Origin of the sequence: Streptomyces ferrugineus, from assembly GCF_015160855.1 — a bacterium.
GTDB classification, from domain to species: Bacteria; Actinomycetota; Actinomycetes; order Streptomycetales; family Streptomycetaceae; genus Streptomyces; species Streptomyces ferrugineus.
This window is the reverse complement of sequence record NZ_CP063373.1, coordinates 380,042-399,050: the sequence shown is the minus strand read 5'-3', so window position 1 is coordinate 399,050 and position 19,009 is coordinate 380,042. Positions and strand designations below refer to the sequence as shown.

Annotated in this window: 19 protein-coding genes; 6 read left to right on the top strand and 13 right to left on the bottom strand. The window is 71.0% G+C overall.

Features of this window, described 5'->3' with window-relative positions; all coding sequences use genetic code 11:
* The first annotated feature begins 13 nt into the window (after positions 1 to 13).
* Positions 14 to 487, top strand: a complete 474-nt coding sequence (locus IM697_RS01845) for a PPOX class F420-dependent oxidoreductase (protein ID WP_194044072.1) — start codon at positions 14 to 16, stop codon at positions 485 to 487.
* 12 nt (positions 488 to 499) lie between these two features.
* Here IM697_RS01845 and IM697_RS01840 read toward each other — a convergent pair whose 3' ends face one another.
* The 6 genes from IM697_RS01840 to IM697_RS01815 all read right to left on the bottom strand — a co-directional run bounded on the left by IM697_RS01840 (position 500) and on the right by IM697_RS01815 (position 8,965).
* Positions 500 to 1,264: a TetR/AcrR family transcriptional regulator gene (locus IM697_RS01840; RefSeq protein ID WP_194044070.1), complete on the bottom strand. Its 765-nt coding sequence runs from the start codon at positions 1,262 to 1,264 to the stop codon at positions 500 to 502.
* A 120-nt stretch (positions 1,265 to 1,384) separates the two neighbouring features.
* The gene (locus IM697_RS01835) at positions 1,385 to 2,893 is read right to left on the bottom strand and encodes an MFS transporter (protein ID WP_194044068.1); all 1,509 of its coding nucleotides are present in this window, start codon (positions 2,891 to 2,893) and stop codon (positions 1,385 to 1,387) included.
* Positions 2,894 to 3,025: 132 nt separating this feature from the next.
* Positions 3,026 to 5,251 (bottom strand): ArnT family glycosyltransferase, encoded by a 2,226-nt coding sequence (locus IM697_RS01830; RefSeq protein ID WP_194044066.1) that lies wholly within the window; start codon positions 5,249 to 5,251, stop codon positions 3,026 to 3,028.
* Entirely contained in the window at positions 5,248 to 6,627 is a 1,380-nt protein-coding gene (locus IM697_RS01825; protein ID WP_194044064.1) for a bifunctional glycosyltransferase family 2/GtrA family protein, read from the bottom strand. The genes IM697_RS01830 and IM697_RS01825 overlap by 4 nt, the downstream gene beginning before the upstream one ends.
* Positions 6,628 to 6,641: 14 nt before the next feature.
* The gene (locus tag IM697_RS01820; RefSeq protein WP_194044062.1) at positions 6,642 to 8,228 is read right to left on the bottom strand and encodes a sensor histidine kinase; all 1,587 of its coding nucleotides are present in this window, start codon (positions 8,226 to 8,228) and stop codon (positions 6,642 to 6,644) included.
* On the bottom strand, positions 8,225 to 8,965 hold the full coding sequence (locus IM697_RS01815) for a response regulator transcription factor (RefSeq protein ID WP_194044060.1): 741 nt from the start codon (positions 8,963 to 8,965) through the stop codon (positions 8,225 to 8,227). Before IM697_RS01815 ends, IM697_RS01820 begins: the two co-directional genes overlap by 4 nt.
* A 237-nt stretch (positions 8,966 to 9,202) precedes the next feature.
* Between IM697_RS01815 and IM697_RS01810 the strand changes: the two genes are divergently transcribed.
* Together IM697_RS01810 and IM697_RS01805 are read left to right on the top strand one after the other, a co-directional pair.
* A complete protein-coding gene (locus tag IM697_RS01810; protein WP_194044058.1) occupies positions 9,203 to 9,388 on the top strand; it encodes a DUF397 domain-containing protein in 186 nt (61 codons plus the stop codon).
* A gap of 82 nt (positions 9,389 to 9,470) precedes the next feature.
* On the top strand, positions 9,471 to 9,827 hold the full coding sequence (locus IM697_RS01805) for a hypothetical protein (RefSeq protein ID WP_194044057.1): 357 nt from the start codon (positions 9,471 to 9,473) through the stop codon (positions 9,825 to 9,827).
* A gap of 29 nt (positions 9,828 to 9,856) precedes the next feature.
* Here IM697_RS01805 and IM697_RS01800 read toward each other — a convergent pair whose 3' ends face one another.
* From IM697_RS01800 to IM697_RS01790, 3 genes are all read right to left on the bottom strand, one after another.
* Positions 9,857 to 10,156 (bottom strand): hypothetical protein, encoded by a 300-nt coding sequence (locus IM697_RS01800; protein ID WP_194044055.1) that lies wholly within the window; start codon positions 10,154 to 10,156, stop codon positions 9,857 to 9,859.
* 140 nt (positions 10,157 to 10,296) lie between these two features.
* Positions 10,297 to 11,181, bottom strand: coding sequence for a DUF2797 domain-containing protein (locus IM697_RS01795; RefSeq protein ID WP_194044053.1), 885 nt, complete (start codon positions 11,179 to 11,181; stop codon positions 10,297 to 10,299).
* A gap of 58 nt (positions 11,182 to 11,239) precedes the next feature.
* Complete coding sequence (locus IM697_RS01790; RefSeq protein WP_194044051.1) at positions 11,240 to 11,611, bottom strand: HGxxPAAW family protein; 372 nt, start codon at positions 11,609 to 11,611, stop codon at positions 11,240 to 11,242.
* Positions 11,612 to 11,688: 77 nt separating this feature from the next.
* Here IM697_RS01790 and IM697_RS01785 point away from each other — a divergent pair, with 77 nt between their 5' ends.
* On the top strand, positions 11,689 to 12,165 hold the full coding sequence (locus IM697_RS01785) for a MarR family winged helix-turn-helix transcriptional regulator (RefSeq protein ID WP_194044049.1): 477 nt from the start codon (positions 11,689 to 11,691) through the stop codon (positions 12,163 to 12,165).
* Between the two features lie 34 nt (positions 12,166 to 12,199).
* Here the strand turns inward: IM697_RS01785 and IM697_RS01780 are convergent, their stop codons facing one another.
* Positions 12,200 to 12,583, bottom strand: coding sequence for a winged helix-turn-helix transcriptional regulator (locus IM697_RS01780; protein ID WP_194044047.1), 384 nt, complete (start codon positions 12,581 to 12,583; stop codon positions 12,200 to 12,202).
* Between the two features lie 170 nt (positions 12,584 to 12,753).
* On the opposite strand from IM697_RS01780, the gene IM697_RS01775 reads away from it, so the two are divergent.
* Complete coding sequence (locus IM697_RS01775; RefSeq protein ID WP_194044045.1) at positions 12,754 to 13,581, top strand: NAD(P)H-binding protein; 828 nt, start codon at positions 12,754 to 12,756, stop codon at positions 13,579 to 13,581.
* Here IM697_RS01775 and IM697_RS01770 read toward each other — a convergent pair.
* From IM697_RS01770 to rutA, 3 genes are read right to left on the bottom strand one after another with little or no spacing between them, the layout of a single operon-like run.
* Complete coding sequence (locus tag IM697_RS01770; RefSeq protein ID WP_194044043.1) at positions 13,574 to 14,074, bottom strand: NAD(P)H-dependent oxidoreductase; 501 nt, start codon at positions 14,072 to 14,074, stop codon at positions 13,574 to 13,576. The two genes, IM697_RS01775 and IM697_RS01770, sit on opposite strands and share 8 nt — an antisense overlap.
* Positions 14,071 to 14,712, bottom strand: a complete 642-nt coding sequence (locus tag IM697_RS01765) for an isochorismatase family protein (protein WP_194044041.1) — start codon at positions 14,710 to 14,712, stop codon at positions 14,071 to 14,073. Before IM697_RS01765 ends, IM697_RS01770 begins: the two co-directional genes overlap by 4 nt.
* A complete protein-coding gene (gene rutA / locus IM697_RS01760; RefSeq protein ID WP_194044039.1) occupies positions 14,709 to 15,776 on the bottom strand; it encodes a pyrimidine utilization protein A in 1,068 nt (355 codons plus the stop codon). Before rutA ends, IM697_RS01765 begins: the two co-directional genes overlap by 4 nt.
* A gap of 230 nt (positions 15,777 to 16,006) precedes the next feature.
* Here rutA and IM697_RS01755 point away from each other — a divergent pair, with 230 nt between their 5' ends.
* Positions 16,007 to 19,009: a SpoIIE family protein phosphatase gene (locus IM697_RS01755; protein WP_194044037.1), complete on the top strand. Its 3,003-nt coding sequence runs from the start codon at positions 16,007 to 16,009 to the stop codon at positions 19,007 to 19,009.

The following is a 19,009-nucleotide window of genomic DNA, read 5'->3' as shown; positions in this document are numbered from 1 at the left end:
CTAGGCTGAGCCCATGGCACCGAACATCGCGACCAACACACGCGTCTCGCTCGAAGAGCTGCTTGATTTCGTACGGCCCCGTCATCGCGCGATCCTGCTCACCCGGCGGTCCGACGGCAGCCCCCAGGCCTCGCCGCTGACCTGCGGGGTCGACGACTCGGGGCGGATCGTGGTGTCCACCTACCCCGAGCGGGCCAAGACCCGCAACGCCAAGCGGGATCAGCGGGTCAGCCTGCTCGTGCTGAGCGACGACTGGAACGGGCCGTGGGTCCAGGTCGACGGGACGGCCGAGGTGATCGACTCGCCGGAGTCCGTGGAGCCGCTCGTGGAGTACTACCGGAACATCGCCGGGGAGCACCCGGACTGGGACGAGTATCGGGCGGCGATGCTGAAGCAGGGCAAGTCGATCATCCGGGTGACCCCGGAGAAGTGGGGGCCGGTGGCCACCGGGGGCTTCCCCGCGCGGCTCGTCGAGGGTGGTGACTAGGAGCGGCGCCTCCTAGGAGGCGCTGCGTGCCACCATCGCCTCGATGCCCGCCACCAGCAGGTCCAGGGCGAACTCGAAGTCCCGCTCCCACATCTCCTCCACCGTGTCGCCGCCCCGGGCCTCCATGAGCTGCGCGGACTCCTGGACGATGTCGGCGGCCTCCGGGGACTGGGTCACCGTGCTCATGGCGTGCTGGAAGTAGTCGTCCGGGGTCATGCCGAACGCCGCGCTGCGGGCGATGAAATGGCCCTCGATCGTGCCGAAGCCGTACACGAACTGGAAGACGGCGGAGATGGCCGCCACCAGTCCGTGCGCGGGCAGGCCCGTCCTGTGGATGATCTGCTGGACGAGGCGCGAGAAGGCGAGGCTGTTCGGGCCGATGTTGACGTACGTGCCGATCAGCGGCGACAGCCACGGGTGCCGGACCAGCAGGCCGCGGTACTCCCGGGCCAGCGCGCGCAGCGGGACGCGCCAGTCCTCGTCGGCCTCCGGGTCGGGCAGGGTCAGTTCGCCGAAGGCGGCGTCGAGGGCGAGTTCGAGGAGGTCGTCCTTGGTGTCGACGTACCAGTAGACGGACATCGCGGTGACGTTCAGCTCGGCGGCCAGCCGCCGCATGGAGAACTTCGCCAGCCCTTCGGCGTCCAGCAGCCGAACGGTCGCCGCGGTGATGCGGTCACGGTCCAACCCGGAGGGCTGTCCCCCACCGCGACCGCCACGCCGAGCCTTGTCCTCCAACCAGACGCTCGTCCGCGCGGACTGCCGGGCTGCCCTAGCCATGGCGCACCTTCCTAGGCTTTCTGATGCCGGTCATGCTAAGCGCCCCCAAAGGGGCGCGGGGAACTGCGCGATCAGCCACATAGGACCCGCAGTCGCCCAACAACCGCATGACCCGAGCTCTTAGGCGGTGTCTGCCCTCTCCGCCCGCCGCAACAACGCCCCCGCGACCAACCCCCCGAGCAACACCGCCAACGCCCCCACCAAAAGACTGGTCTCCAGCCCGGAGGAGAACGCGTCCATGACCCGCCCCCTCTCCTCAGCCGACCCGGCAGCCGCCAACGCCCCCGGCAGGGAAGCCGCCGTCACCGGAATCAGCGCCGCGAACCGCGAGTTGAGCAGCGCCCCCAGCACGGCGACGCCCAGCCCCGTACCGAACTCCGCCACCGTCCCGTTGATCCCGCCTCCGACTCCCGCCTTCTCCGGCGGAATCGCACTCATGATCGCGTGGGACATCGCCGGACTCGCCACCGCGGCCCCGGTACCGATGAGCACCAACCCCAGCAGCGTGCCGGCGTACCCGCCGGAGGCCAGCACGGCGATGGCGGCGAGGCCGCCGGCCATGACCGCCATGCCCAGCCCGATGGCGACCGGATTGCCCAGCCGGGTCGCCCACTTCGCCGCCACGCCGGTGAAGTTCAGCGCCACGATCATCAGGGCGAGCGGAGCCGTCCGCAGCCCGGCCTCCAAGGGCTCGTAGCCGAGCACGAACTGCATGTGCTGGGTGAGCAGGAAGAGCGAGCCGCCCATCCCGAAGGTGATCAGCACACCCCCGGAGACGGCCCCCGTGAACTGCCGGTTCCGGAAGAAGTGCATGTCGATCATGGGGTACGGGATCCGGCTCTCCCAGTACGCGAAGGCGGCCAGCACGAGGACCGCCACCGTCGCCGTCAGCAGCACCCGGCCCGATGTCCAGCCGTGCTCGGGTCCGGAGATGATCGCGAAGACCAGGGAGGCCATGCCGATCGTGGAGAGCACCGCGCCCAGCAGGTCGGGGCGGTCACCCTGGGGGTTCTTGGACTCGGGGACGAGCACCACGACGGCCACCAGGGCGAGGGCGGCGACCGGCAGGTTGATCAGGAAGATCGCGCCCCACCAGAAGTGGTCCAGCAGGAAGCCGCCGAGGAGCGGTCCGGCCGCGAAGCCCAGTGAGTTCACCGCGGCCCAGATACCGATCGCCTTGGGCTGCTCCTCCGGCGTGAAGATCTGGATCGCCACGGCCAGCACGGTGGTCATCAGCAGCGCGCCGCCGACGCCCATCCCGGCGCGGGCAGCGATCAACTGGCCGGTGGAGTCGGCGAGGCCGGCCACCAGCGAGCCCGCGCCGAACAGTGCCAGGCCCACGGCGAGCATCTTCTTGCGGCCGTAGCGGTCGGCCGTGCTGCCCGCCGTGAGCAGCAGACCCGACTGCACCAGCGAGTAGGCGTTGATCATCCACTGGATGTCGGAGGTGGACGCGCCCAGTTCGCGGGTGAGCGAGGGGATCGCCACGTTCAGGACGGTGTTGTCGAGCACCACGGTGAGCACCGCGAGACACAGGACGCCGAGGATCAGCCAGCGTTGCGGGTGGCCGCCCTCCGGCGGGGCGGGGACCGGGGCCTTCGGGGCTTGTTCCTGGGGGGACGCAGTCATGTTGTACACCGTAAGGCAGTCCCTATACAGCGTACAACGCGATTTCGGGCCGAACGGCGATGGCCGAACGACGAAGGCGGTGGCCCGGGGCCGTTTGCGCCCCGGGCCACCGCCCTCCCCCTCAGCCGACCGTCAGCTGTCGCTCTTCGGCTGCGTCAGGTCGTAGAACGTGGTGCCGTCGACCGTCACCGACTCGAAGTTCTCCTGGACCCAGGAGCTGATCTGCGAGGAGGTGCCGTCACTGCTGCCACCCATGCCGCCGCCGCTGCCACTGGCGATGAAGTAGTGGATCTCGCCGTCCTCGACGTACTTCTTGAACTCGGCCAGGGTCGGGGACGGGTCGGTGCCGTTGAAGCCGCCGATCGCCATGACGGGGTCGCCGGTGGAGAGTTGGTAGCTCGCGGCGTTCTGGGCACCAATGGCCGCGGCCGCCCAGGTGTATTGCCCCGCGTTCTTCTCCAGCAGCTCCTTGGCCTCGTCGCTGACGCTGGCGCCGTTGATCAGACCGCCCATGCCGCCACCGCCACCGCCATCACCGTCACCCATCTGGCCGCCACCGGGCATGCCGCCCTGCTGGTTGCCCTGCTGGTTGCCTTGCTGGTTCTGGCCCTGGCCCTGGGTGTTGCCGTTGCCGTTCTGCTGGCCCGGCATGCCGCCGCCGGGGAAGCCGTTGCCGTTCTGCTGGTTCTGGCCCTGGCCCTGCTGGTTCTGCTGGCCCTGCTGGTTCTGGCCGGGCATGCCGCCCCCGCCGGGACCGCCGCCCATGCCGCCGCCACCGCCGGGGCCGCCACCGCGACCGCCCGCGACGGCGGGACCGGCCGTGACGATCGAGCCGGTGTGGCCCTCGTTCACCGTGGTGAGGGTGTACGCGGCCGGGCCGGCCAGCGCCGCGGCGAGGCCCAACCCGACGACGCCCATGGTCAGTCGGCGACCCAGCTTCGAGGCGAAGACCAGGCCCAGCGCGGCGACCAGACCGCCGGCCAGGACCACCCACTTCAGCCAGGGCAGGTAGTCCGAGGAACGGTTGAGCAGGACGTAGCCCCAGGCCGCGGTGGCCGTCATCGCGCCGGCCAGGGTGAGCGACGCCCACGCACTGTCCCGCTTCTCCCACAGCAGCGCCGCGCCCATGCCGATCAGCGGGGCGATGTAGGGGGCGAGGGCGACGGTGTAGTACTCGTGGAAGATGCCCTGCATATAGCTGAAGACCAGCATGGTCGTGACCAGCGCGCCGCCCCAGACCAGGAACGAACCGCGCGTCACCGACGTACGGCGCGCCTTGCGCGTGGCCACCAAACCCGCGACCAGCAGGATCAGCGCGGCCGGGATCAGCCAGGAGATCTGGCCGCCGATGCTGGAGCCGAACAGCCGGTCCCAGCCGGTCTCGCCCCAGTTGCCGCCGCCGTTTCCGCCACCGCCGCCACCGCCGACGCTGCCGGTCTCCTCGCCGTTGAGGCGGCCGAGGCCGTTGTAGCCGAAGGTCAGTTCAAGGAAGGAGTTGTTCTGCGAGCCTCCGATGTACGGGCGGGAGGAGGCCGGCCACAGCTCGACGATCGCGACCCACCAGCCGCCCGAGACGACGATCGCGGCGAGGCCCGCGGCCAGCTGACCGATGCGCTTCTTCACCGACACCGGCGCGCAGACCGCGTACACGATCGCGAGCGGCGGCAGGATCAGGAAGGCCTGGAGGGTCTTGGCGAGGAACGCGAAGCCGATCGCGACACCCGCCCACACCAGCCACTTGGTACGGCCGTCCGCCAGCCCCCGGATGACGAGGTAGCAGGCCACGGCCATCAGCAGGGCCAGCATCGCGTCCGGGTTGTTGAACCGGAACATCAGCGCCGCGACGGGGGTGAGGGCGAGCACCGCCCCCGAGATCAGACCGGCCGCGGGGCCGAACCGGCGCCGTACGGCGGCGTACACCACGGCCACCGTGCCGACGCCCATGAGGACCTCGGGGAGCAGGATCGCCCACGAGCTGAGGCCGAACAGGCGGACCGACAGGGCCATCGGCCACAGGGAGGCCGGGGGCTTGTCGACGGTGATGGCGTTGGCCGCGTCCAGCGAGCCGAAGAAGAAGGCCTTCCAGGACTGGCTGCCGGCCTGGACGGCCGCCGAGTAGAAGGAGTTGGCGTAGCCGGAGGCGCTGAGGTTGTAGAGGTAGAGGAGGAAGGTGGCGAGCAGCAGGCCCAGGAAGGCCGGGCGTGCCCAGCGCGGGTCCTCGGGGCGACCGCGCCACAGCCGCCGTACGAAGGGCGGCTTGGGCTCACCGGAGCCGGGGGCCGTGTCTCTGCCGTAGGTCTGCTGCGTCTGGTGCGTCTCTTGCGTCCGCTGCGTCTGCTGGTCGTAGTGGATGGTCATCGGTAGTCCCTCGAGTCGGTGTCGTGCGGGCGCACCGGCTGCAGTTGCAGGGTGGCGTCCCGCCAGGTGCCGTCCGCGGCCGCACCGGCGCGGAACTGGGCTGTGTCGTAGGAGGCGACCACCACCGAGTCGGTGTCGCGCCGGTCCGGGAACACCCACGCCCGGAAGAGCAGGAAGCGCAGCACGGTCGCCGCGAGGTTGGCGGCGATCAGGACCGCCAGTTCGGTGGAGTGCGCGGGGTCGCTGCTGGCCGTGTTCAGGGCGGCCAGTGAGCCGCTGGTCAGGGCGAGTCCGATGCCGAAGACGACCAGGCCCTGCGCCTGGTGCCGTACGGCGCCGGCGCGGCCGCGCACCCCGAAGGTGAGGCGCCGGTTGGCCGCCGTGTTGGCGACGGCGGAGACCAGCAGGGCGAGGGCGTTGGCGACCTGCGAGCCGGTGAAGACCCGGAAGCCGCTGTACAGCAGCAGATAGAACAGGGTGGACAGACCGCCGACCACGCAGAAGCCGACGAGCTGGCGGGCCAAGCCCGTGGGTACGTCCTTGATCTCGCGGTCGCGCGGGTCGTCGCCGAAGGGCCGGGTGAGCCGGTCCAGCGGCAGCGAGCCGCCGGCCAGGGCCTTGCCCACCCGCCACACGCCCTTGAGGTCCTCGGTCGCCGTCCTCACGATGTGGACGGTCGAGTCCGGGTCGTCGACCCAGTCCACCGGCACCTCGTGGATACGGAGTCCGGCCCGCTCGGCGAGCACCAGCATCTCGGTGTCGAAGAACCAGCCGGTGTCCTCGACGAGGGGCAGCAGCACCTGCGCGACATCCCGCCGAATGGCCTTGAAGCCGCACTGGGCGTCGGAGAACCGGGCCTGGAGCGAGCCGCGCAGGATGAGGTTGTAGGAGCGGCTGATGAACTCCCGCTTGGCGCCCCGCACGACCCGGGAGCTCCGGCTGAGCCGGGAGCCGATCGCGAGGTCGGAGTGACCCGAGATCAGCGGCGCCACCAGGGGGAGCAGCGCGTTGAGGTCGGTGGACAGGTCCACGTCCATGTAGGCGAGGACCGGGGCGTCCGAGGCGGACCAGACGGTCCGCAGCGCCCGGCCACGGCCCTTCTGCTCCAGCCGGAACGCCCTGACCTCCCCGAGCTCCGCCTCCAGCCGCCGCGACACCTGGGGGGTGGTGTCGGTCGACGCGTTGTCCGCGATCGTGATGCGGAAGGCGTACGGGAACGTGCGCTTGAGGTGATCATGCAGTCTCAGCACACACGGCTGGAGGTCCTTCTCCTCGTTGTAGACGGGGATCACTACGTCCAGGACAGGCGTACCGGCGTTTCCGGCCGGGAGGTGCTCCCGCGCCGGCAGGGTGCCGGGAGAAGAGTCGGTTCGCATGACACCGACTCTTGTCAGGCGCCCTGTTCCACCCATGTGGTGACGCTGTGCTGTGCCTGTGAGTGCTGTTGCCAGCTCATTTCGGGGCTCGGCGCGGCCGGGAGCGCGGGCAGCCGGACGGTGAACACGGTCCGTCCGGGCCCGCTGTCGACGGTCACGGCACCGCCGTGCGCGGTCGCCACGGCCTGCACGATGGCCAGGCCGAGACCGGTGGAACCGGTGGCTCGGGAGCGCGCGGAGTCGCCCCGCGCGAACCGCTCGAAGACGTGCGGAAGCAGGTCTGGGGGGATGCCGGGGCCGTTGTCCTCGACGTCCACGCACAGCCATGGTCCGCGCCGCTGAACACGGGCGGTGACGGTCGTACCGGGTGGGGTGTGGTTACGGGCGTTGCCCAGCAGGTTGACCAGCACCTGCTGCAGCCGTGCCGCGTCCGCCGACACGAGGGCCGGTTCGTCGGGCAGGTCGAGGCGCCAGTTGTGGTCCATGCCGGCGGCGCGGGCGTCGCTGATGGTGTCGACGACGAGCGGGACGAGGTCGGTCTGCTCGAACTGCAGCGGCCGCCCGGCATCGAGCCGCGCGAGCAGCAACAGATCCTCGACGAGGAGGGTCATACGCCCGGCCTCGGACTCGATCCGCCCGAGGGCATGCTTGGTGTCCGGCCCGACGTCTTCCCTCCCCCGTCTGGTCAGCTCGGCGTACCCCCGGATGGAGGCGAGCGGGGTACGCAACTCATGACTGGCGTCGGCCACGAACTGCCGTACCCGCGTCTCGCTCTGCTGTCGGGAGTGCAGAGCGCCGTGGACGTGGTCCAGCATCCGGTTGAGCGCGGCACCGACCTGGCCGACCTCGGTGTGCGGATCGGTCTCGGACTCCGGGACGCGTTCGCTGAGGTTGACCTCGCCGGTGTGGAGGGGGAGTTCGGAGACTCGGGTGGCGGTGGCGGCGACCTTGCGCAGGGGGCGGGTGGCCACGCCGATGAGGACGGAGCCCGCGATGGCGGCGGCGACCAGGCCGGCACCGGTGACGCTCACCTCCACCAGGATGAGGGTGCTGATGGTGCTGGTGACCGACTCGGTGGGCAGGGCGACGTAGTAGCCGCCTCCATCGGCTCCGGGGACGTACTGCACCCGGTACTCGCCGAGGCCGGGGATGTCGACGTTGTGCATACCCGTGTGGGACACCTTGGCGAAGGCGGACTTCTGCTCGTCGGTGAGCGCGACGGCCGAGTTCCGCTGGAAGGGACCGTCTTCGGTGGAGGCCTCGGCGATGAACGCCCGGGTGACCGTGGCGTTAGTGCCGACCTCGGCGGCGATGGTCTTCGGCTGCGCCGGCCCCTCGACGAAGCCGGTGAGTCTGTCCCTCTCCTCGGGTTCGTCCTCACCGCCGGGCTTCATGGGCGCCGACAGACGCTTGCCGACGTCGTCGACCTGCTCGTTCAGCTGCTGGTACAGATGCGACCGCAGCGCGAGCGTCGTCACCGTGCCGATCACCGCGCACACGACCGCGATCAGCACCACGGACGCGACGACGAGCCGCGCTCGCAGCGTGCGCGGCTGACCCGCCAGTCTCCTCTGCGCACGCGGCCGTCGCCGTCCGCTCATGACGCCGCGGGCTTGATCAGGTAACCGGCACCGCGCCGGGTGTGGATCATGGGCTCCCGCCCCGCGTCGATCTTCCGACGCAGATAGGAGATGTACAGCTCGACGACATTGGCCTGTCCGCCGAAGTCGTACGACCAGACCCGGTCGAGTATCTGTGCCTTGCTGAGCACGCGCCGCGGGTTGCGCATCAGGAAGCGCAGCAGCTCGAACTCGGTGGCGGTGAGGTGGATGTTCTCGCCGCCCCGCGACACCTCGTGGCTGTCCTCGTCGAGCGTCAGATCCCCGACGACGAGCATGGAGTCCGACCGCCGGTCGGCGGCACCGGACCGCCGGATGAGCCCGCGCAGCCGGGCGACGACCTCCTCCAGGCTGAACGGCTTGGTGACGTAGTCGTCGCCACCCGCGGTGAGCCCGGCGATACGGTCCTCGACGGCGTCCTTGGCGGTCAGGAACAACACCGGCACGTCCGGCAGCTCCCGCCGCAGCCTCCCGAGGACGGTCAGCCCGTCCATGTCCGGAAGCATCATGTCCAGCACGACGGCGTCGGGCCGGAACTCACGCGCGCTCTGGATGGCACCTGTGCCATCTCCGGCACTCCGGATCTGCCATCCCTCATAGCGCAGGGCCATGGACAGCAGTTCGGTGATCGACATCTCGTCGTCCACCACAAGCACTCGGACGGGGCTCCCGTCCGGCCTCAGCAGTTCGGTGCGCCCCTGGGGCGAGGTCGTGGTCATGCTCGACACGATGTCGAGGCCCTCTGAGAACACGCTTTCTGGAACCTGTGATTTTCCTGAGAAACACACAGGAGGCTCTCAGGCAATGGCTGGGAAGCGCGCGGCCGTCTCAGCGTGCTGGAGCCAACCTTGCCAGGGCCGCGTCACAACACGAAGTTCGAGCGGATCGCCAGGACCGGGCTCGCCCTTCGCGATTCCCTCGCCCTGATCGAACGCATCCGCAAGTAGCTGTGAGCCGTGCCGAACTTCGAGTTCGTGAAGTCCAGTTACAGCAGCGGCAACGGCGAGTGCGTCGAAGTCGCCCGCAACATCCCCGGCACCGTCGCCGTCCGGGACTCCAAGGACGCGGACGGGCCGATACTCCAGCTTCCGCCCGGCGCCTGGACCCACTTCCTTCGCCTGGCGCTCCCCGCGTCTACCTGAAAAGTTCCAGGTTCGGGCCGCCGCACTCTCCCCCTAGCTTGGCCGAGGACGGAAATGGCAATCCTCAACGGGGAGTGAACTGATGAGCAAGCTTCATCGTCTGGCCGGAGCCGCAGCCGCATCGGCGATCATGATCGGAACCCTGGGGGCGTCGCCCGCCGCTGCCGTCACCCAGCCCGAACCACCCGTCGCCATCCAGGGCGCGTGCAGCGGCACGGCCATCGACAGGGTCTCGGTCATCGTCGACAAGGGCTACATCAGGAGCGGTTACTACAAGTCCTACCCCGTCGTGAAGACCGTGTCCCGAGGTGCCTCGTTGGCCTTCTTCGAGGGCATCAGGAACAGGTACGGCAATGAGTGGTTCAAGGTGCAGTACTCCGACCGCACCAACGACTGGTGCGGCTGGATCTACACCGGCTCCGTCTGGTGGGAGGACTGAGCCGGCGGGTTCCCAGGCCGAAGGCTTGGTCAGCGCGCCGGGAAGAAGACGGTCAGACGTCCCCACGCGGCCATCGTGATCACCGCGCACGGAACGATCCGCCACGGCCGAAGCCAACGGCAGGCGACGGCCAGAACGGCGACCGGTGCGGTGAGCAGGGCGACGGCGAGCCCGATCCTTCCGAAGAGCCGGATGTGGTCGAAAGCCTGGTGGTCCCAGGGACCGAGCGGGTTCGACAGGTAGGCGATACCGGTTGCGGCCCCCGCCACCAGGCAGCCGATGACCAGCAGGACGGCGCATGCGACGCCTTTGGCCCGTGACTCGGTCATGACTCGAGCGCACGCTTCGCGTCGTCGAGGATGCCGTCGAACCTGTGGCCGTATGCCTGGGCGTCATCGCTCCGGTAGTAGGGGCCGCCGTTGTAACGCGCTGCGAGCTCCTGCATCTGCGCCCTGGTCATCCGCTCCTCTCAGAACAACCCGTCCTGCACCCCCACCCCCCGCTCCCTGAACCCCCGCACCGGCACAGTCAGTTCCCCGCCCCCATCACCCACCGGCACCAGCTCCCACCCCGTCATCAACCGCGTATCCACCACGACCACCCCTCCACCCCCGGTCTCGACATGCAGATCCGGCCCCACAGCCGCCACCAGCCGCCCGCTCACCACCCCGCCCGCGACAAGCTCGATCACCTCCCCCACGGCGGCCGGAAGGTCCGCGAGCCCGAACGCCCCGGCGTGGTCGACCGGTTGGCAAGGCTCACGGTCGAGCGACTCCGGCCACCCTGCGAGACTCACGGCCCGCGCGTGCAGGTCCTCGACCTCGGCCGTGCGCTCCGCCGCCGACGCCGGCAGCTCGGAGCGCACCGCCCGCTTGTCGGCGTAAGGGATCCGGTCCGGCACGCCCAGTGCCGCCCGCAGCAGCTCCTCCGTGCGCCGTGCCGCCATCAGTGGCCCCACGCCCAGCCAGGTGAAGCAGACCGCCCCCTGCTCCAGCAGCCGTGCCGAGCCGCGCTCAAGGGCGGTGATGCCGACCTTGGTCATCCCGGGGCCGAACCAGGCCAGATATACGTGGTACGGCCGGGGGTCGTCCGCGATCGTGTCCGCGGCCACCGAATGCGCCCGGTCCAGCCGCGCGCACTCCTCGCACCGCGCCCCCGTGCTCCGCCCCGGCACGACCGCCCGCACCGGACACGCATGCCCCCGAGCTCCCACGCATGTCCGCACTCCCCCTTCCGCGACCCCGAAGGCCACCCGCTTCCCCCAGGTCAGCGCGGAACGCCGCCCGCCGTCCCACGCCAGCTCTGGGCCGTCCGGCGACCACCGCAGCCCCGAGCATCTCCATGCCTGTGCCATCGCTCTCCGAGATTAGAGGCAGGCACTGACAACGCCGGTCCCGTCACCGACGCCGGCCTCAGCGGCCCGCTTCCACGGCGGCGGGCTCGGCCTCCCCGGCCACCGGAACCACCCCTGACGTCACCACGGCCGTACGCCTGCCCCGCCCCGCCAGCCGACATCCCCAGCAGCCCGCATGCCCACCCCGCGCCGCCGGATCACGCGCCCCCATCCGCCACTCGCCCCGTGGCCGGACGCCCGGCGGCTTGCCCCAGCCGGTGAGGTGCAGGGCCCAGGTGACGAGGACGCTCGCCGCCAGGATTCCCAGCCCACCCCAGATCAGCGCGGCCGAGACCACGCAGATCCCCGCCCCGAGCACGGCGGAACCGATGGTCGCGATCGCGGTGCCGGTCCAGCCCGCGACCGTGTGCCCCTCGTCATACTGGCTCACGTGCCACCTCCCGAGAATCTCTCACGTCGTAAGAAGTTCAGGCGCTAAATCTCTCACATGCTAAGGTAATCAGGAAGATGCAAGCCACGCCGCGCCCCTCCGCCTCCCCGGCCCAGGCCCTGTCGGCCATGGACCACCTCATCGCGACGTCGATGGTCGGACAGCAGGAGATCGCCGCGCAGGTCGGCCTCAACGTCACGGACCTCACCTGCTTCGCCTACGTCCTCGAAGCCGGCGAGAACCTGCTCACGGCCGGCGACCTGGCGGCGCGCGCCCACGTCACCACGGGCGCGGTGACCGGCATCCTCAACCGCCTGGAACGCGCGGGCTACGTCACCCGCCGCCCCGACCCGAAGGACCGCCGCCGGGTGCGCGTGGCGGCGCAGCCGGACGCGGAGGCCCGTATCCGCGAGATCTACGAGCCGTACTACGCCCGGCTGATGGCCCTCTTCGGCGAGTACTCCGCCGAGGAGATCGCCGTCCTGACCGATTGGTTCACGCGCGCGAGCGCGCTGGCGGCGGACTACCTGGAGGAGCACTGCCGTACCGACTGACGTCCCCGGACGTCCCCGGACGTCCCCCAGGGATTCAGCGCCCCCGGCCGCCGCTCTCCCGGGCGTCGTAGGCCACCCTCGCCCGCTCGACCTCGCCGAGATGGACCGACCACTCCGACAGCGCGGCGAACAGCGGCGCCAGGCTGCGGCCCAGTTCACTGATCTCGTACTCCACGCGCGGTGGGACCTCGGGGTGGTACGTGCGCACGACCAGCCCGTCACGTTCGAGCTGCCGCAGCCGCTGCGTCAGCACCTTCGGCGTGATGGTGGCGATACGGCGCTCCAACTCGACGAAGCGCTGACGGCCGTACTCGTGGAGGGACCAGAGGATCGGGGTGGTCCAGCGGCTGAAGACGATGTCGACGACGGGGGCGATCGGGCAGGCGTTCTCCGGATCGGCGCCGGCCGGGGCGCTCATCCCCGCGTGCGATACCCGCGGTTCTGTGTCCTCGGTCACAACTGCCCCCCGTCCGCCATTACTTTCCTCTAGGTACCTACTACCCCCGCAACAGTAGCGTCGCCGTACGAGGTCCGAATCCGAACCACCGGATCTCACCTACGAGTTGTCGACTCGGAACGGAGACCGAGATGATCGTGGTGACCGGAGCAACGGGCAATGTCGGGCGGCCGCTGGTGCGGGCCCTCGTGGCGGCGGGCGAGCAGGTGACCGCGGTCTCGCGGCGGATCTGCGCGCCGGACGTGCCGGACGGGACCCGCCACCACCAGGCCGACCTCACCGACCCCGGCCGGCTGAAGCCCGCGCTCGACGGGGCCGCGGCCCTGTTCCTGCTGACCTCCGGCGACTTCATGGCGGCCGGCGGCGACCTCGGTGCCGTCCTGGAGGCCGTACGGGGATCGGGCGTCCCGCGCGTCGTCCTGCTGTCGTCCCAGGGCGTCGGCACGGGCGCCCACCCGCCGGTGCTGGAGGACGCCGTCAAGGCATCCGGCCTTCAGTGGACGATGCTCCGCGCGGGCGGCTTCCACTCCAACGCCCTCCAGTGGGCCGACCTGATCCGCACCCGCCGGGAGGTGGCCGCACCCTTCGGCGACGTGGCCCTGCCCACCGTCGACCCGGGCGACATCGCGGAGGTCGCCGCGGCGGCCCTGCGCGAGCCGGGGCACGAGGGCGAGACCTACGAGCTGACCGGCCCGGCGCCCGTCTCGCCCCGCGAGCAGACGGCCGCGATCGAGAGCGCCCTCGGCGAGCCGGTCCGGTTCGTCGAACTCACCCGCGCACAGGCCCGCGACCACATGCTGCGCACCATGCCCGAGCCGGTCGTCGAGAGCACCCTCGACATGCTGGGCGCTCCGCCGGCCGCGCTGCGGAGGGTGAGCCCCGATGTGGAGGACGTGCTCGGGCGGCCGGGGCGCACGTTCGCGGACTGGGCGGGGCGGAACGCCGCTGCCTTCAAGTAGCTCCCTCGAGCAGCTCTCCCAGCACCGGCCCCCACCGCCCCACGTACTCCCCGATGCTCCCGTCCGTCGCATAGCCGCTGTCCCGCAGATACAGCCCGGGCGCCGGCGTGATCGCGCCGAGTTCCACCAGGACCGGCTTGAGCAGCAGGTCGGGGGCGAGGGCGTGGGCCGGGCCCGCGCCCAGCATGAGGGGTACGGCGACCACGTCCCGCAGGCCCTCGCCGGTCGCGAACTGGTCCAGGAACAGCTTGAGCACCCCGGAGTACGTCGCCTTGAAGGTGGGGCTGGCCACGACCACCAGGTCCGCCGCCGCGACGGACCGCACCGCTTCGGACACCGCCTCGTCACCCCAGCCCAGCAGCCCCGCGCCCAGTGTGATCACGTCGAGCACCTGGTCCGGGGGCCGTCCGACGAGTTCCGTCGCCAGTCGTGTCGCCGCGTCCAGGGTGCGGGAGGCGGGTTTCGGGTTGCCGGCGACCACCGCCGTCCTCATGAGCGTCCACCCATCCCGTCGGGATACGCATCGAGGTACTCCATGGCGCGTCCCATCGGCCACACCTCGCCGATCTTGTGCCGGATGTCGAAGAGGTTCGCCGCGTGCACGTCCGGATCCCGGTCGCCGACCGCCTCCTCGACCACCACCGGGACGAACCCGTGCTGCATCGCGTCCAGGGCGGTGGCGCGCACACAGCCGCTCGTGGTCAGGCCGCCGATGAGGAGGGTGTCGACCCGGTCGGCGGTGAGACAGGCCGCGAGCGATGTGCCGAAGAAGGCGCTCGGGTACTGCTTCGTCACGGTCAACTCGTCCGCCGCGGGAGCCAGTCCGTCGATGAAGTCGCCGTACGGGCTGCCCTCGGCGAAGGCCCTGAGGGCGGGCACCTTGCGGAAGAACACCCCGCCGTCGGCGCCGTCGGGCCGCAGCCGCACCCGCGTGACCACCACCCGGATCCTGGCCCCGCGCGCCGCCGCCAGCAGCGCCCTCATCGCCTCGACGGCCGGTTCGACCCCGGCGTGGAGAGGGCAGTCGGCGTCCACGTAGGCGCGCGCGGGGTCCACCAGGAGCAGGGCCGGGGTCGTGCCGGGGGCCAGGTGCCCGTCGAGACCGGCCCGCTCGTAGTCCTCGTGCGTCATGCGCGCCGGCACTTCATCAGCGGCTGGATGCGCGTGCCGAAGTCGTCGATGCCCGCCAGGAAGTCGTCGAAGACCAGCATGATCCCCTTGGTGCCGTCGACCTCGGCGACCTCGTCGAGCATCTTCGCGACGCTCTCGTACGACCCCACCAGCGTGCCCATGTTGAAGTTCACCGCGCCCTCGGGCAGCACGATGGTGCGGGCGGTGGAGGAGTCGTCGGCGGTGGTGTCCGAGGCCGATTCGCCCGCCATGTAGGCGAGGGCCGCCCGGTCGGCGTTGTCGTGGTAGTCCCGCCACTTGGCCTGCGCCGCCTCGTCGGTCTCGGCCGCGATGACCATGAACAGGGAGAGCGCGCCGACGTCCCGGCCGGTCTCGCGCGCCGCGTCCACGAGGGTGGCCGTGGTGTCGGCGAAGGCGAGCGGGGTGTTGACGCCGCTGCCGAGGATGAAGTTGTAGTCGGCGTGGCCGGCGGCGAACCGCATGCCGGTGGTGCTCTGGCCCGCGGCAACGATGTCGATGTGGCCGTCCGCCGGGCGCGGCGACAGCACGCAGTCGTCCATCTCGTAGAACTCGCCCTTGAAGTTGCTGACGCCGTCGCGCCACAGCTCCTTCATCACGGTGACGTACTCGACGGCCCGGTCGTAGCGGTTGCCGAAGTGCTCGTCGCCGGGCCACAGGCCCATCTGGGAGTACTCGCCGGGCGCCCAGCCGGTGACGATGTTGATGCCGAAGCGGCCGGGGGCGATCGAGTCGACCGTCGTGGCCATGCGGGCGACGATCGCCGGGGGCAGCACCAGGATCGGCGTGGACGCGTACAGCTTGATCCGCTCCGTCACCGCGGCCAGGCCCGCCATCAGCGTGAACGACTCCAGACAGTGGTCCCAGAACTCGGTCTCGCCGCCGAAGCCCTTGAGTTTGATCATCGACAGGGCGAAGTCGAGCCCGTGCTCCTCGGCCTTCTGCACGATGGCCTTGTTCAGCTCGAAGGTGGGCAGGTACTGCGGCGAACTCTTCGATATGAGCCAGCCGTTGTTGCCGATGGGGATGAATACGCCGATGTCCATTCCGCTCCTCGCGGTCGGGGGATGCCGGGTCCGGTGATACTCAGTCGTGAACCGGGGTGTGACCCCAGTCGTGTACTCAGTCGGGGAACTCGGCCGTCGGAACTCGGCCGTGGATGTCAACTCAACGGTAAATCCTGCCCTGTTGAGGTCGTGTCGACCGACTCGGGGAGAGGCGTGAGGATCTTGCGAACCAGCGGTTCGGCCAGGCTCGGAACGGTAAGGTCCGCAACATGAACGCTCGGCTGGCACTGCTCAGCACGGTGGCCCCCGGTGTCGCGGAAAGCGAGGTCTTCCGGCTGGCCCTGCAGCATGCGGTGGGCGAACTGGGCGCGCTGGGCGGCATGGTCCATCTGCGGGGCCCGATGTCCGCGCTGCGCCTGGTGTCCACGGCCGGGCTCCCCGACACCCTCACCCGCTCCTGGGAGATCCTCGGCCAGGAGGGCCCCCCGGCCCCGGCCCGCGCGCTGCGCGAGGGCAACGGCGTCTGGGTCCCGCTGAGCCCGACCGACGCCCCGGAGTCCGGTACGGCGGGCACCCCGACGTCCGGTACGGCCGGCACCCCGGACGCCGCCTGGCCCGGCACCGGCCTCGCCGCGTTACCGCTGCGCAGCGGCACCCGCAGCATCGGAGCCCTCAGCGTCCTGATGGGCGACCAGGGCGAACCGACCCCCGCGCAATGGGAGTTCCTGCGCGCCGTCGTCGCCTGGGCCGAGGACCGCATGGTCCAGGCGCCGCCCGCGAGCCGCCCCTCGCGGCCCGCGCCGCCCGAGCAGAACAACGAGCGCCTGCGCCAGGCCCTGAAGGAGGTCAGCGTCGGCTCCTGGGACTGGAACATCCAGACCGGCGAGCTGCTCTGGGACGAGGCGGCACTGGAGCTGTACGGCACCCGGCCGGAGGACTACACCGTCCGCGTCGAGAACTGGATGAGATGCGTCCACCCCGACGACCTGGCCCCGACGCTGGCACTGGTGGACCGGGCGATCCGCGAACACGGCGTCTTCGAGGCCGAGTACCGGGTGCGCAAACTGGACGGCACCTGGGGCTGGACCCAGGCCCGCGGCAGGGCGACGTACGACGACGACGGCGAGCCGCTCCGGATGATCGGCGTGGGCTGGGACAGCAACGAGCCCCGCTCCGCCCGTGACGCGCTCGGCCGAGCCCTGCGCCATATGAGCGACGGCTTCCTCGCGATGGACGACGACTGGCGGATCACCTTCGCCAACGTGGAGGCCGAGCGCACCCTGGGCTTCTCCGAGGAGGAGCTGTTCGGCCGCCTGCTGTGGGACCTGCCCGCCGCCGAGCAGGTGCCGGGCCTGGAGATCCGCTGCCGGCAGGCGGCCGCCGCGGAGAAGTCGGTCAGCTTCGACGTACGGCTGCCGAACGGGCGGCTGTGCCATCTGCGGCTGGTGCCGGGCCCCGACGGGCGCACGATCTACTTCACCGACGTCACCGAGAAGCGGCGGCTGGAGGAGGAACGCCGGTCCGCCGAGCGGGCGGCCGCCGAACGGGCCGCGCGAATAGGGGAGCTGACGGCTGCCCTCGCCAAGGCGACGACCTCGGCGGACGTGGTGGACGCGGTCGCGCGCGGGGTGCTGCCGCCGTTCGAGGCGACCGGTCTGGTGGTGCAGACCGCGGAGGCCGACCGGCTGCACACCGTCGGCTCCGTCGGCTACCCGGACGACGTCCTCACCCTTCTCGACGGCCGCGAGCGCAGCGCACCCAGCCCGATCTGGGACGCGATCCTGTCCGGCACGCCCCTGTTCCTGTCCTCCCCGCGGGAGTTCTCCGCCCGCTACCCCGAACTGGCCGGCCTGCCCGCCCGCGCCGGCAAGCAGGCCTGGGCGCTGCTCCCGCTGACCGCCTCGGGGCACACCTTCGGCGTCTGCGCGATCAGCTTCGACCACCCGCGCCGCCTCACCGACGAGGAGCGCACCCTGCTGACCGCGACCAGCGCCCTGGTCGCCCAGGCCCTGGAGCGGGCCCGCCTCTTCGACGCCGAGCTGACCCGCTCCCGCGAACTCCAGCGCAGCCTGCTCCCCCGGGACCTGCCCGCGCTGCCCGCCTGCACGGCCGCGGCCCGCTATCTGCCGGCCGGCCAGGGCATGGACGTCGGGGGCGACTGGTACGACATCATCCCGCTGTCGGGCGGCCAGGTGGCGTTGGTCGTCGGCGACGTGATGGGCCACGGCCTCCCCGAGGCGGCGACGATGGGCCGTCTGCGCACCGCCGTCCACACCCTGGCCGACCTCGAACTGCCGCCCGACGAGATCATGAGCCACCTCAACGACATCGTCGGCGCCATGGGCGAGGAGTCGTATGTGACGTGCCTGTACGCGTTGTACGACTCCACGACCCGCGTCTGCTCCATGGCGAGGGCGGGCCACCCGCCGCCGGCCCTGCTCCACCCCGACGGCACGGTCGTCTTCCCGCCCCTGTCGGCCGACCCGCCCCTCGGCGCGGCCGAGCCCCCCTTCGAGACGACGGAGATCCCGGTCCCCGAGGGCAGCGTGCTGGCGCTGTACACCGACGGCCTGGTCGAGTCGTCGAAGCGCGAGATGGACGAGGGCATGGCGGCACTGGCCGAAGTGCTCCGCACCGCCCACGCCGACGGCACGGCGACGGACCTGGAGCACCTCTGCGAGCAGGTCACCTCGGCCCTGCTCCCCGCCGGCCACCAGGCCGCCGACGACGCGGCCTTCCTCCTGGCCCGTCTGCACGCGCTCCCCGACTCCCGCATGGCCTCCTGGCCGCTGCCCAAGGACCCCCGGGCGGCCGGCCAGGCCCGCACCCTGATCCGGGGGCAGCTCGCGGCCTGGGACCTGGAGGCTCTCACCCCCACCACCGAGCTCCTGGCCAGCGAACTCGTCGGCAACGTCATACGCCACGCCAAGGGCCCGCTGCGCCTGCGGCTGCTGCACGGCGCCGCCCTGATCTGCGAGGTCTTCGACGGCAGCCTGACGATGCCGCGCATCCGCCGGGCCACGGACACCGACGAGGGCGGCCGGGGGCTGCAACTGATCACCGCGCTGTCGCAGCGCTGGGGGACCCGGTACACCCCGACGGGCAAGTGCATCTGGACGGAACAGGCCCTCCAGACGCCACCGGACACGCCCCGGGACGCCCACGGCCGGCCGGCGCCCGACCCGCTGGAGCAGATGTTCCTGGGCCTGCCGGGGCTGGGGGAGGACTTCGACGGAGACCTGGACGCGCTGGCGTTCGGGGACCAGGAGTGA

Bases quoted from the DNA above. Each gene is read 5' to 3' on its own strand.
- IM697_RS01845 (WP_194044072.1), top strand. From the start codon at position 14: ATGGCACCGAACATCGCGACCAACACACGCGTCTCGCTCGAAGAGCTG.
- IM697_RS01840 (WP_194044070.1), bottom strand. From the start codon at position 1,264: ATGGCTAGGGCAGCCCGGCAGTCCGCGCGGACGAGCGTCTGGTTGGAG.
- IM697_RS01835 (WP_194044068.1), bottom strand. From the start codon at position 2,893: ATGACTGCGTCCCCCCAGGAACAAGCCCCGAAGGCCCCGGTCCCCGCC.
- IM697_RS01830 (WP_194044066.1), bottom strand. From the start codon at position 5,251: ATGACCATCCACTACGACCAGCAGACGCAGCGGACGCAAGAGACGCAC.
- IM697_RS01825 (WP_194044064.1), bottom strand. From the start codon at position 6,627: ATGCGAACCGACTCTTCTCCCGGCACCCTGCCGGCGCGGGAGCACCTC.
- IM697_RS01820 (WP_194044062.1), bottom strand. From the start codon at position 8,228: ATGAGCGGACGGCGACGGCCGCGTGCGCAGAGGAGACTGGCGGGTCAG.
- IM697_RS01815 (WP_194044060.1), bottom strand. From the start codon at position 8,965: ATGACCACGACCTCGCCCCAGGGGCGCACCGAACTGCTGAGGCCGGAC.
- IM697_RS01805 (WP_194044057.1), top strand. From the start codon at position 9,471: ATGAGCAAGCTTCATCGTCTGGCCGGAGCCGCAGCCGCATCGGCGATC.
- IM697_RS01800 (WP_194044055.1), bottom strand. From the start codon at position 10,156: ATGACCGAGTCACGGGCCAAAGGCGTCGCATGCGCCGTCCTGCTGGTC.
- IM697_RS01795 (WP_194044053.1), bottom strand. From the start codon at position 11,181: ATGGCACAGGCATGGAGATGCTCGGGGCTGCGGTGGTCGCCGGACGGC.
- IM697_RS01785 (WP_194044049.1), top strand. From the start codon at position 11,689: ATGCAAGCCACGCCGCGCCCCTCCGCCTCCCCGGCCCAGGCCCTGTCG.
- IM697_RS01780 (WP_194044047.1), bottom strand. From the start codon at position 12,583: ATGAGCGCCCCGGCCGGCGCCGATCCGGAGAACGCCTGCCCGATCGCC.
- IM697_RS01775 (WP_194044045.1), top strand. From the start codon at position 12,754: ATGATCGTGGTGACCGGAGCAACGGGCAATGTCGGGCGGCCGCTGGTG.
- IM697_RS01770 (WP_194044043.1), bottom strand. From the start codon at position 14,074: ATGAGGACGGCGGTGGTCGCCGGCAACCCGAAACCCGCCTCCCGCACC.
- IM697_RS01765 (WP_194044041.1), bottom strand. From the start codon at position 14,712: ATGACGCACGAGGACTACGAGCGGGCCGGTCTCGACGGGCACCTGGCC.
- rutA (WP_194044039.1), bottom strand. From the start codon at position 15,776: ATGGACATCGGCGTATTCATCCCCATCGGCAACAACGGCTGGCTCATA.
- IM697_RS01755 (WP_194044037.1), top strand. From the start codon at position 16,007: ATGAACGCTCGGCTGGCACTGCTCAGCACGGTGGCCCCCGGTGTCGCG.